The organism is Saccharothrix australiensis (assembly GCF_003634935.1).
In the GTDB taxonomy this organism is placed as follows: Bacteria; Actinomycetota; Actinomycetes; order Mycobacteriales; family Pseudonocardiaceae; genus Actinosynnema; species Actinosynnema australiense.
Genome location: NZ_RBXO01000001.1, coordinates 6,885,646 through 6,897,914 on the forward strand (window position 1 = coordinate 6,885,646; position 12,269 = coordinate 6,897,914).

Below are 12,269 nucleotides of genomic sequence, written 5' to 3' on the forward strand. Positions count from 1 at the left end.
TTGGCCGCGGTCAGCCGGTCGGAACCGGTGCCGAGGTCGGTATCCGGGCCGGGACCGGTGCTGTTCGGTAGAGGGCGTCGGCGACCTCCCGGTACAGGCCCTTGGGGTGGTCGCGGAACAGCGGCTCGGTGCCGAACAGGACGGCCTTGCCGCCGTGGGGCGACGTGCCGGAGACGACCGCCGCCTGGCCCGCCGCCGAGTCCTGCCCGCCGGAACCGTCGGCGCGGGTGGTCCAGTGGCCGGCGACCAGTTCCCCGTAGCGCTGCTCGGCGGTGACGCCCGTGCCCGGGTCGGTGAACCACAGGGGCGCGTAGACGAACGAGTGGCCGGTCCGCCCGGCGTGGTCGGTCACGGTGACGATGCCGTTCGCGTCCTCCTTGCCCGCCACCGCGCGGGCCGGGAGCACGCCCGCGTCGGCGTTGAACCGCGCACCGGTCGCGCCCCGGGTGACGACACCGCCGCCGCGCGCGAGGAACGCGTCGAGCGACGCCTTCGCGCCGGGCGTCAACTGGTCGAGGTCCAGGCCGGACGACACGAACAGCACGTCGACGCGTGACCAGTCGAATCCAGCGCCCAGCGCCGCCGTGGACACCGGGTGGACCTCGAAACCCATGTCGCGCAACGCTTTCAGCTCGTCTGCGGCCACCGCTGCCGCCACCACGGGCCGGCGCATCGGCGTCCCGCCGGGTGCGTCGGCGGCCGTGAACCGCACGCCGTGGCGGTCGGCCACCTCGGCGGCGGCCGATCGCGCGGCGGCGGGGACGACGACGGTGTCGTCGTCCTGCCGGTGCAGTGGCAGACCGCGTCCGAGCAGGTCGTTGACGGCGCTGACGTCCTTCGGGTCGACGAGCCGCAGCGCGAGGTCACGGCCGGGCGCGGCGTCCACCGCGCCGGTGGGGTATGCGGCCGTGACGTGCCGGCCCCGCACGTCGAGCGGTCCGTCGCGGACGACGTCCACGGAAGCACCCCACAGCAGGCGGTGGCTCCAGGCGGAGATGTCGTACATGACGGGCACCCGGTCGGACAGGTCGCGCCCGGCTTCCAGCAGCACGTTCGCCATGCCGCGCTTGGGTTGGCGCATGTCCACGACGTACGAGCCGGCCTGGTACCTCCGCCCGGCGGCGGTGAAGGGCCGTTCGGCGCGTTGCACCCTGACGTCGTTGGCGACCAGGTGGTCGACCAGGCGAGCGGCGGCGGGGCCGGAGCGCTGGTCCGGGCCGGTCGGGATGACGTACGCGCGCGGGAACTCGGTGGTGTAGCGGTCCTCCGGCCCGAAGCCGGGCACGAAGCCGTCGGGGATGTGGCGTTGCGGCTCACCGGCCGCGCCGCGGCGGAACATCTCGATCTGGTTGTCCAGCAAGGAAGTCCGGTGCCGGTGGACGTAGTCGAGGGTGCTGCGGATGGTCGCTTCGACGACGTCGGTGTTGATCCTCGACCGCCGCCGCAGTTCCGGCACGGGCAGCGTCACGTATTCGGCGTGGTTCACGCGCATGGGTACCTCGACCGTGTACGACACGGCACCGTGGTACATCGAGTACTGGGCGGTGTAGATGGGCGCCCAACCGTCCCAGACGCCGGGTTCGTAGTCGCGGAACGGGATCACCGGTGCGGCGGCCTCCGGGTGGCCGAGGGCGCGGACGGCTTCCGCCATGCGCAGCGCGCCCTCGTAGCCGTGCTTGAGGTAGAGGTCGAAGTCGTAGTTCTGGCCGTGCGGCGGGGTGGTCGGTTCGATGAGGGTGTCCTCGACGTAGCCGTGTTCGTCGAGCACCATCAGCGGCTGGGTGCGCCGCACCAGGTCGCGCATGGCGCGTGACTCGGGCTGGGAGGCGGTGACGAAGTCCCGGTTCAGGTCGAACCCGGCGGCGTTGGAGCGGGTGCCGGCGACCCGGCCGTCCGGGTTCGCGGTGAGGTTGATGTGGACGCGGTTGCGCCGCAACAACTCCAGCGCGGCGCGGTCCGACGTGGTGGCGAGGTGGTCGATGACGCGCAGCGCGCCGTCCGTGCCCTCCCACTCGTCGCCGTGGATGTTGGCGTTGATCCAGATCGGCGCCTTGTAGGCGGTGTGCAGGAACGGATCGCGGCGGGCGGCGGCGGGGTCGTTCCCGATCCGGTCGCGCCACGTCTCCTGGCGGCGGGTCTCGGCGGGGCTCTCCGGTGCGGTGAGCGTGACGAGGTACAGGTCGCGGCCCGCCGTCGACTGGCCGATGACCTCGACGGAGATGCGGTCGCTGCGCCGTTGCAGGTCGTTGAGCTTCGGTGCGAGCGAGTGGTAGGGGGCGAGGTCGAGCTTGATCGCCTTGTCGGTGGGGTCTTCGGGGTAGGTGCGGAGGTGCGTGCGGCGGGGATAGCCGCGGCCGCCGTCGGGACGGTTGTCGCCGCGGGCGGTGGCTCGGGCGGAGGGTGGCGGGTCCTGGGCGGCGACGGCGTTGCGCTCGGGGCCGTTGCCGGGCTCCGCACCACGACCCCGGTCCGGGGAGGCGGAGACCGGGGTGGCGACGGCGACCAACAGTGACAGGACCAGCAACGCCGACCGCATCGAAACCCCTCTCACCGGTGCCCCCTTGTGCCTAGTGGGTCGGATGCTCGCTGGTCAACCGGCCTTTTGGTTGGCGGGTCGGGGGTATGATCGAACGTGGTGGCGGGGCGCCCAGGTGTTGATCACTCCATCGGGGGAACCTGACGCGGGTCGCGGCGTTTCGGGCACTTTCGGCTCGGCGATTTCGTTGCCGTAAACAAGGAGCGCGGCACACGGCGGGAACTCGTTCCGGCGGCCTCGCCTCGGGCTGCCCTCGGGCTGCCCGGCTCGGAATGGTCCCGGTTCCGGGGTCCGGGATTCTGCGGGGTCGTCCGGGTTCGGGGTTCCTCGTCGGGTGTTCGGGGTCCTCGCGGGTCTCGCTGTGCGGTGTGCAGGTCTCGTGGGGCGCGGGCGGCCATGTCTCATGCGGCGCGGGCACGGCGTGGGCGGCGTGGGCGGGGATTGTGTCGGCTGGGCGGTGCAGGTCGTGGGTGGGCAGGCAGGCAGGTCGTGGGTGGGCAGGTCGTGGGCGGTGCATGTCACAGGCGTCCGGGCGCGGCGCGTCACAGGCGGCGCTGTCACAACTGGCCGAGCTGATGCGTCATAGAGGTGTACCCACCGACAACGGCAAGGAGTGCACCATCGTGGAAGCTCGCTTGAACCTCCTCGGCAACCAGGTCGCGGCCAAGGCCGTGAAGCACTTCGTCGCGGCGAACAGGGCGGTGGCGGACTCGGCGTTGCCGGCTGCCACGCAGGAGCTGGTGAAGATCCGCGCCAGCCAGATCAACGGCTGCGCCTTCTGCACCGACATGCACACCAAGGAGGCCGCGCACGCCGGGGAGACCTCGACGCGGCTCAACCTGATCGCGACGTGGCGGGAGGCCAAGGTGTTCACCGAGGCCGAGCGTGCCGCCCTGGAGCTGGCGGAGCAGGGCACTCGCATCGCGGACGCGGCGGGTGGCGTGTCGGACGACGTGTGGGCGAACGCCGCCAAGCACTACGACGAGGACCAGCTCGCCGCGTTGGTGTCGCTCATCGCGGTCATCAACGCCTTCAACCGGGTGAACGTGCTGGTCCAGCAGCCCGCCGGGGACTACCAGGTCGGCCAGTTCGCTTAACGCGACGGGCGCGACCTGGGACGGTCGGGTCGCGCGGCCTCGGACGCGGTCGGGTCGTGGGCGGCCTGGGGCGGTCGGGGCGTGGGCGGGTGGCAGGTCGGGTCGTGGGGTGCGGGTGGCACGCGCCCCGGCCGGGTGTCCGGCACGCGCCCCGGCCGGGTGTCCGGGGGAGCCGGGTGTCTGGTCGGGGGGCCAGGTGCCTGGGCGTCCGGGAGGCCGGGTGTCTGGGGACGGCCCGTCGGCGGGGTCAGCCTGAGCCCAGGCACACGAACGGTCGGCGTAGGGGGTCTGTCGCGATCGCGTCGGCCAGTGCCACTGCCGGTGAGGCGCCGTTCGCCAGGTTGCGGTGGAAGTCGGCCATCGCCGCCGCCGACGGTTCGTCGCCGACCTTGCTCGACGCCGCGATGACCGTCCTCGTGCCGCCCGCCAGCAGCGCTCCCGCGAACCCCAGCGGCTCGTCGCCCGGCCGCACCCGGTTGAGCGCGAGTTCGCACGCCGCCAGCACCACCCGGCGCGGCGGCCGGCGCATCTGGCCCACCTCGTGCGCGAACAGCGCGCCGTCGACGAGTTCCAGCTTGGAGAACAGCGCGTTCTCGGGCTCGTGCTCGCCGTGCGCGGCGACGTGCGCGAGCGCCACCCCGTCCAACGCCTCCAGCACCGTGACGACCTTCGCGTCGGACACGCCGAGCAGCCGCGCGTCGGCGTGGTAGCCGGCGAGTCGGTCGATCTCGCCCTGCGCCGCCTGCAGCCCCGGCCCGCGCACGAGGAGCACCCCGCTACCCGGCTCGGTGTCCGACCGGCTGCTGGACAGCCACGCCGTGGCCGACGGCGTGACCACGGTCGGCCGGTTGACGCACGTCGGCAGCACGCCCCACGGCACGACGTAGAGCGCACCGGTCGGCACGACCACGAGTTCCCGGTCGCCGATCATCGCGGCCAGGGGTGCGAGCAGCGCCCGGTCCAGGCGTTCGGCTTCCCGGCGGGCCGACGCGGAGATGACCTCCACCAGCGGTGGGGGCTGGTGGTCGGGCGCGAGGGCGTTGAGGTCGGCGTGCAGGCGGCGCGCGGCTTCGGTGATCGGGTCGGCCGCGCCCAGCCGCACCATGCGGACGCGTCCGCCGGCCAGCACCACGGCGATCATCTCGTCGTCCGACGACGCGAACGTGACGAGCGCGCGGTCGCCGAGGCGGGGCAGGATGTCGTCGGCGGTGGCGACCGGGCGCGGTCTGCCCCACGGGCTGGCGCTCCAGCCGAGGCGCATCGCGTCGCGCTGGCTGGCCGCGAGCCTGCTGACCAGCTTGGCGGTGGGCAGCCCGTCGAGCCTGGCCCGCAGCAGCGCGCGGCTGAGCTGGCGCACCTCGGTGATCCGCTCGGCGAGCACCGGGTCGGCCGCGGACTCGAACCGCTCGTACCGGTAGAGCTGCGCCTTGGTGCGTTCGAGCCAGGTGAACAGGCGGCGCGCGACGGCGGGCGAGTCGCCCCCGGCGAGCACGAGCCGCACCGCCAGTTCGCCGAGTTCGCGGCCGTGCAGCGCGGTACCGGACACGAGGTCGAGGCCGCCGAGCCGGTCGCGCATCCGGCCGAGCTCGTCCAGGCCCGCTTTCGCCTGGGCGAGGGCGACGCGCTGGTTGCCGCGGGCGAGTGCCAGCTCCGCCCGGCACAGGCGCAGCAGCATCCGGTGGTCGATGGGCGCGATGCGGCGGAACTTGGGTATGTCGCGCAGCAGCCGCCCGGCGTGCTCGGTGTTGCCGCGGCGTACTTCCAGGCGTGCGGCGAGGACTTGGGCGAACGCCGCCTGGTCGTACAGCTTCAGCTCGGCCAGTTCGGCGGCCAGCGCCAAGGCCCGGTGGACGACGGTGGCGGACGGGCGCGGGCCGTCGAGGGCTTTGAGGGCGTCGACGCGGAGCGCGATGAGGCTGGCGACCGCCGCCCAGGCCGGGCTGCCGCGCCGGGCGAGCTTGCGCCGCGCCGCGTTGGCCATCCGCTTGGCGAGCACCAGGTCGTTGTCGAGCAGGGCGGCGGCGGCGCGGAGCAGTTCGGCTTCGGCGACGTCCTGCCCGATGCGCTGGCGGCGCAGTTCGGGCAGCACGTCGTCGAGCAGGGTGCCCGCCTCGTCCGCGAGGCCGACGCTGATCAGCGCCTCGGCCTGGTCGATGCGCAGCCGCATCAGCAGGCCGGGTTCGAGTTCCTGGAACGCCCGCTGCGCCTCGCTGTAGCGGCGCAGCGCGGCAGGCACGTCGCCGGCGCGCTGGAGGACGTTGCCGAGCGCGTGGGTGGCGATGGCGGCGCGGATCTGGAACCCGTACCGCTCGGCGAGCGCGGCGGCCCGGTCGAGGTCGGCGATGGCGCGGTCCGGGCCCTGGTCGGTGCGGTAGGCGTGCGCCATGCCCCGGTTGGACAGGCCGGTGATGAGCAGTTCCGCGATGACGCGCGGGTCTCCGGTCGTGCCGGCGCGGGTGGCTTCGGCGAGCCGTCGTTCGTTGAACGCGATGTCGGCGTCGAGTTGCGCGATGCCCTCGTCGATGCGGCCGACGCGGCAGAGCAGGACGCCGCGGTTGCCGTCGACGAGGCTGTACAGCTCGTCGCGCAGCGCCTGGTCGGAGATGCCGTCCGGCGCGGCGCGCGCGGCGGCCATCTGCGCCAGCCCGTCTTCGAGGCTGCCGGTTTCGGCGAGGCAGAACGCGAGGGTGTTGAGCAGCCGGGTGCGGACTTCCAGCCGCTCGTCGACGCCGCCGGGCGGGTCGACCAATGCCAGTCCTTCGCGGAGGAGCCGGATCGCCATCAGGTACCGATCGGCCGTGGCGGCTTCCAAGGCTTTCTTGTGGAGGGCCCTCGCCACCGCCACGGCATCCGGTCGACCGGGTTTTCCGCCGTGATCGGGCACGCTCATATGAGAGCACACGACGTGCGGGTCGCACTGGCGGCCGTCCGGGGAATGCGGCCGGCCGCCGGCGCGTCCGCGATCGGATCAGTTGGCGGGGACGGGGTCGTCGGTCGTCTTGAACGGGCCCCCGTCGGGGTCGACCGGGTCGTCGGTCGTCTTGAACGGGCCGCCTTCGGTCCCGGTGGCGTCCGCGACCAGCGTCACGGGGTCGCCGGTGGTCTTGAAGGGACCGCCTTCGGGCGACACGACCGGGTCGGACGTGGTCTTGAACGGACCGCCCTCCGGGGTGACGACGGGGTCGGACGTGGTCTTGAAGGGTCCGCCCTCCGGGGTGACCGGTGGTTCCTCGGTGGTCTTGAACGGACCGCCGGTGGGCACGACGCCGCCGCGCCTGCCGTTGGTCTTCCCGTTGCCGTTCACGTGGCCGTTCGCGGTGTCGTCCACCAACTCGCGTTCGATGGCGTCGATCTCTTCGACGAGTTTGGGATCGGTTTCAGCAGACATGCGTTGTCCTCCCCTACAACGGACCCCGGACAATCGGGATCTTCGGCTGGTCGCGTTGATCATTCGGCGGCCCCCCGGCCCGCCCGAACGAGCACAAGCCTGACACAGATGGACGCACCTTTGCGGGGGAAATTCACCGAGCGCAATCACTTCGGGGATACAGGTGCGGCCTGACCAGGACGGAAGCCCCTTTCGGGGCGACGCTACCACTCGAATGGGGGAATGTGTTAACACAGTGAAGGCGGTGGGGCGCCCGCAATAAGGGGAGAAACCGACCGACCGGTCGCCTGGAATACCGCCACTCGCGGCAATCCCGCGGTCACCGTTCGCAATATCCGGGATAGGTCTGGACGCGCGCCCGGCGAACGCTGTTCCACCGGAGGCGCATCTCCGCGGAAGGGCGCCGAACAAAGACCGCGACGACCCCGGACGCGCGGCAGGCCCGGCCGGAGTGGCCGGGCCTGCCGGGTGGCGCCGATCAGCGGCCCGCCGATCACCGGGTGACCGACAGCCGGGCCGCCGATCACCGGGTGACCGAGCAGCGGGCCGCCGTTCAGCGCGTGACCGATCAGCCGCGCCGACCGGGCGGCGCGCTACCCGAGCAGCGGGTCACGAGCAGCGCGCGATGACGAGGTCCCGGACCTTCTTCGCGTCCGCCTGGCCCTTCGTCGCCTTCATGACCGCGCCGACGATCGCACCGGCCGCCGCCACCTTGCCGTCGCGGATCTTCGCCGCCACGTCCGGCTGCGCGGCCAGCGCCTCGTCGACCGCCTTCTCCAGCGCCGAGTCGTCGGACACGACCTTCAGGCCGCGCGCCTCGACCACGGCCTCCGGCTCGCCCTCGCCCGCCAGGACGCCGGTGACGACCTCGCGGGCCAGCTTGTTGGTCAGCTCGCCCGCGTTGACCAGGGCCACCACGCGCGCGATCTGCGCCGGCGTGATGGGCAGCTCGACCAGCTCCACGCCGCGCGTGTTGGCCTCCTTGGTCAGGTAGGACACCCACCAGGACCGGGCCTCGGCCTGGGTCGCGCCCGCCTCCACCGTGGCCGCCACGAGGTCCACCGCACCGGCGTTCACCAGGTCGCGCAGCTCCGCGTCGGTCAGGCCCCACTCCTGCTGGACGCGCTTGCGGCGCTCCCACGGCAGTTCCGGCAGGGTGCCGCGCAGCTCCTCCACCCACTCGCGGGACGGCGCGACGGGCACCAGGTCGGGCTCCGGGAAGTACCGGTAGTCCTCCGCGGTCTCCTTGGTGCGCCCGGACGACGTGCCGCCGGTCGACTCGTCGAAGTGCCGGGTCTCCTGGGTCACCTTGCCGCCGCCGACGAGCACCGCCGCCTGGCGGGTCATCTCGAACCGCACCGCGCGCTCGACGCTGCGCAGCGAGTTGACGTTCTTGGTCTCGGTGCGGGTGCCGAACTCCGCGGCGTCCTTGGCCATCAGGGACACGTTGGCGTCGCAGCGCAGCGAGCCCTGGTCCATGCGGACGTCGGACACGTCCAGCGCCTTGAGCAGGTCGCGCAGCGCCGTCACGTAGGCGCGGGCCACCTCGGGCGCGCGCGCGCCGGTGCCGGTGATCGGCTTGGTGACGATCTCGATCAGCGGCACGCCCGCCCGGTTGTAGTCCAGCAGCGAGTGCTCCGCGCCGTGGATGCGGCCCGTCGCGCCGCCGACGTGGAGGGACTTGCCGGTGTCCTCCTCCATGTGCGCGCGCTCGATCTCCACGCGCACCACGGAGCCGTCGTCCAGGGTGACGTCGAGCCAGCCGTCGAAGGCGATCGGCTCGTCGTACTGGGACGTCTGGAAGTTCTTCGGCATGTCCGGGTAGAAGTAGTTCTTCCGCGCGAACCGGCACCACTCCGCGATGGAGCAGTTGAGCGCCAGGCCGATGCGGATCGCCGACTCCACCGCCTTGCCGTTCACCACCGGCAGCGCGCCCGGCAGGCCGAGGCACGTCGGGCAGACGTGCGTGTTGGGCTCGCCGCCGAACAGGTTCGCGCAGCCGCAGAACATCTTGGTGTTCGTGTGCAGCTCGACGTGCACCTCAAGGCCCAGCACCGGGTCGAACCGCTCGATGACCTCGGCGTAGTCCATCAGCTCGTCCACGGAGGTCATGCCCTACCGCCCTTCCGGAGCCCGCGCACGGCCAGCGCCGCGCCGGTGATCGCGACCAGGATGCTCGCCGCCGCGTTGACGAGCGCCAGCCCGTCCTTCTCGCCGCGCGCCGACTTCAGGGTGGAGAACGCGCTCGTCGCCGCTCCCACCGCGCCCACGAGGGCCAACACCGCGCGTGCCTTCTTCATCGGGCACCCGCCAGCACCGGCACCTCGGCGATGACCGGGCCGCGCGCCGCCTCGTAGGCCGCCGCCACCCGGTACATGCGGTGCTCCTGCAGCGCGGGCGCCATGAGCTGGAGGCCCACCGGCAGGCCGTCCTCATCGGACAGTCCGCTCGGGACGCTCATGGCCGGCGTGCCCGCCAGGTTCGCCGGGATGGTGCACAGGTCGGCCCTGTACATGGCCATCGGGTCGTCGACGCGCTCGCCGATGCGGAACGCCGTCGTCGGGGTGGTCGGGGAGACCAGCACGTCGACCGCGCCGAACGCCTGCTCGAAGTCGCGGGTGATGAGCGTGCGCACCTTCTGCGCCGAGCCGTAGTAGGCGTCGTAGTAGCCCGACGACAGGGCGTAGGTGCCGATCATGATGCGCCGCTTGACCTCGGGGCCGAACCCGGCTTCCCGCGTCAGCGACATGACCTCCTCGGCGCTGCGCGTGCCGTCGTCGCCGACCCGGATGCCGTAGCGCATGGAGTCGAACCGGGCCAGGTTGGACGACGCCTCGCTCGGCGCGATCAGGTAGTAGGCGGGCAGCGCGTAGTCGAAGCTCGGGCACGACACCTCGACGACCTCCGCGCCCAACTGCTTGAGCTGCGCGACGGCCGCCTCGAACGAGCGCAGCACACCCGGCTGGTAGCCCTCGCCGCTGAACTGCGTGACCACGCCGACCCGCACGCCGGACAGGTCGCCGCGCGCGCCCTCGCGGGCCGCCGCGACCACCGGCGGGACGGGCGCGTCGATGGACGTCGAGTCCAGCGGGTCGTGGCCCGCGATGACCTCGTGCAGCAGCGCGGCGTCGAGCACCGTGCGCGCGCACGGGCCGGCCTGGTCCAGCGACGACGAGAACGCCACCAGCCCGTAGCGCGACACGCCGCCGTAGGTGGGCTTCACGCCGACGGTGCCGGTGACCGCGCCGGGCTGGCGGATCGAGCCGCCGGTGTCCGTGCCGATCGCCAGGGGCGCCTCGAACGCGGCGAGCGACGCCGACGAGCCGCCGCCCGAGCCGCCGGGGATGCGGTCCAGGTCCCACGGGTTGCGGGTCGGGCCGAAGGCGGAGTTCTCGGTGGACGAGCCCATCGCGAACTCGTCCATGTTGGTCTTGCCGAGGATCACGACGCCCGCCTCGCGCAGCCGGCGGGTGACCGTGGCGTCGTAGGGCGGCATCCAGTCGCGGAGCATCTGCGACCCGCACGTGGTCGGCATGCCCTGCGCGGTGAGGACGTCCTTGAGGGCCAGCGGGACGCCGGCCAGCGGGCCGACCGGCTTGCCCGCGGCGATGTCGTCGTCGACCGCGCGGGCGGCCCGGAGCGCGCCCTCGGTGTCGACGTGCAGGAACGCGTGCACCGCGCCGTCGACCTCGGCGATCCGGTCGAGGTGGGCCTGCGCGACCTCGACGGCGGAGACCTCGCGGCTCGCGATCTTGGTGGCGAGTTCGTCGGCGGTGCTGCGGATCAGGTCGCTCATGATTCCGCCTCCGCGGAGAGAAGTACGTCGGCGGTCATGCTTCCTCGCCCAGGATTCGGGGAACGCGGAAGCGGCCTTCCTCGGCGGCGGGGGCGCCCGCGAGCGCCTGCTGCTGACCGAGGCTGGGACGCACCACGTCCTCGCGGAACACGTTGGTCAGCGGAACGGCGTGCGAAGTGGGTGGGATGTCCGCGGTGGCGATATCGCCCACCGTGGCCACCGACTGGAGGATCACGTCCAACTGGCCGGCGAACAGGTCAAGCTCGTCGTCGGTGACGGCGAGCCTGGCCAGGCGGGCCAGGTGCGCGACCTCGTCGCGGGAGATGCTGGGCACCTCGTCAACCCCCGTGGGTCGGTTTTCTCGGATTGGACCCGCCGAGTCTATTGGCAGGTCAGGCGGGAGCCCGACGGGGTTCCTCGGGCTCGCGCGGGCACGGGCGCGGGGCGGGCGCGGCGGGCAGGCACGGGCAAGGGCGGGCGCAGGACGGGTGTGGGGGCGGGACAGGCGCGGGGCAGGCGTGGGGCGAGTGCGGGGCAGGCTCAGGATGGGTGTGGGCGCGGGTGCGGGACGGTCGGGCCGGCCCGCCAGCCACGCTCCCTCGGCCGGTCCCCCGCGCGCGGGTGCGGGATGGTACCGCCGGGCCACGCGGCCGGTGGGTCGGAAACCGCGGCCGCGTCTGCGAGAATCATCGGCCGGAATGCCCGATCCCAGCCCCTTGGAGGCGTGCACCGTGTCCTTCCTGCTCCGGGTCCAGCTCCCGGACCGTCCCGGCACCCTGGGCGCGGTCGCCTCCGCGCTCGGCGAGGTCGGGGCCGACATCCTCAGCGTGGACGTGGTGGAGCGCGGGGCCGGTCTGGCCATCGACGACCTCGTGGTGGAGCTGCCCTCCGGCCGGCTGCCGGACGTGCTGATCACCGCCGCGGAGTCCATCGACGGCGTCGAGGTGGACGCGGTGCGCCCGTACGCGGGCGTGCTGGACACGCACCGCGAGCTGGAGCTGGTGGAGGAGGTCGCGGAGGAGCCCGCGCGCGGCCTTGAGGTGTTCACCGAGGGCGTGCCCAAGATCATCCGTGCCGGGTGGGCGGTCGTGCTGACCCACGACAGCGCGGGCGTGCACCGGGTGACGGCGTCGACGGCCGCGCCGGAGACCCGCATGGCCGAGCCGCCGTGGATGCCGCTGGCGCGGGCCACCGTGCTGGACGGCGAGGAGGAGTGGGTGCCCGCGACGCTGCGCGAGCTGGGCACCGAACTGGCCGCGACGCCGCTGGGCAAGCCCGACCGGGTGCTGCTGGTCGGACGTCCGGGCGGGCCGATGTTCCGGGCGGCGGAGGTGGCCAGGCTCGCGCACCTGGCCGGGATCGTGTCCGTGGTGCTGCCGGACTGACCGCGGGGTGGGCGCCGGCGGGCGCGGTCTGCCCCGGCGCGTCCGGACGGCCTCCGGCGGGTTCGGC

9 protein-coding genes are annotated in these 12,269 nt (G+C 73.1%); 2 read left to right on the forward strand and 7 right to left on the reverse strand.

The genetic code is table 11. The features are described 5' to 3' along the window. Window positions 1-10: 10 nt before the first annotated feature. A complete protein-coding gene (locus tag C8E97_RS29235; protein WP_121008650.1) occupies window positions 11-2,536 on the reverse strand; it encodes a M14 family zinc carboxypeptidase in 2,526 nt (841 codons plus the stop codon). Window positions 2,537-3,159: 623 nt separating this feature from the next. On the opposite strand from C8E97_RS29235, the gene C8E97_RS29240 reads away from it, so the two are divergent. Then, window positions 3,160-3,633 carry a carboxymuconolactone decarboxylase family protein gene (locus C8E97_RS29240; RefSeq protein ID WP_121008652.1) on the forward strand — a complete coding sequence of 158 codons (474 nt, stop codon included), beginning with the start codon at window positions 3,160-3,162 and terminating at the stop codon, window positions 3,631-3,633. A 247-nt stretch (window positions 3,634-3,880) separates the two neighbouring features. Here C8E97_RS29240 and C8E97_RS29245 read toward each other — a convergent pair whose 3' ends face one another. From C8E97_RS29245 to gatC, 6 genes are all read right to left on the reverse strand, one after another. After that, window positions 3,881-6,415 (reverse strand): CHAT domain-containing protein, encoded by a 2,535-nt coding sequence (locus tag C8E97_RS29245; protein ID WP_246019254.1) that lies wholly within the window; start codon window positions 6,413-6,415, stop codon window positions 3,881-3,883. Window positions 6,416-6,601: 186 nt separating this feature from the next. Further along, window positions 6,602-7,021, reverse strand: coding sequence for a hypothetical protein (locus tag C8E97_RS29250; RefSeq protein ID WP_121008656.1), 420 nt, complete (start codon window positions 7,019-7,021; stop codon window positions 6,602-6,604). 609 nt (window positions 7,022-7,630) lie between these two features. Next, window positions 7,631-9,133, reverse strand: a complete 1,503-nt coding sequence (gatB, locus tag C8E97_RS29255) for an Asp-tRNA(Asn)/Glu-tRNA(Gln) amidotransferase subunit GatB (protein ID WP_121008658.1) — start codon at window positions 9,131-9,133, stop codon at window positions 7,631-7,633. Beyond that, on the reverse strand, window positions 9,130-9,321 hold the full coding sequence (locus C8E97_RS29260; protein WP_121008660.1) for a hypothetical protein: 192 nt from the start codon (window positions 9,319-9,321) through the stop codon (window positions 9,130-9,132). The genes gatB and C8E97_RS29260 overlap by 4 nt, the downstream gene beginning before the upstream one ends. Further along, window positions 9,318-10,817 carry an Asp-tRNA(Asn)/Glu-tRNA(Gln) amidotransferase subunit GatA gene (gene gatA, locus C8E97_RS29265; RefSeq protein ID WP_121008662.1) on the reverse strand — a complete coding sequence of 500 codons (1,500 nt, stop codon included), beginning with the start codon at window positions 10,815-10,817 and terminating at the stop codon, window positions 9,318-9,320. The genes C8E97_RS29260 and gatA overlap by 4 nt, the downstream gene beginning before the upstream one ends. Window positions 10,818-10,851: 34 nt before the next feature. After that, entirely contained in the window at window positions 10,852-11,151 is a 300-nt protein-coding gene (gene gatC, locus C8E97_RS29270; protein WP_015804727.1) for an Asp-tRNA(Asn)/Glu-tRNA(Gln) amidotransferase subunit GatC, read from the reverse strand. A 397-nt stretch (window positions 11,152-11,548) separates the two neighbouring features. On the opposite strand from gatC, the gene C8E97_RS29275 reads away from it, so the two are divergent. Next, window positions 11,549-12,202: an ACT domain-containing protein gene (locus C8E97_RS29275; RefSeq protein ID WP_211347300.1), complete on the forward strand. Its 654-nt coding sequence runs from the start codon at window positions 11,549-11,551 to the stop codon at window positions 12,200-12,202. Window positions 12,203-12,269 lie beyond the last annotated feature (67 nt).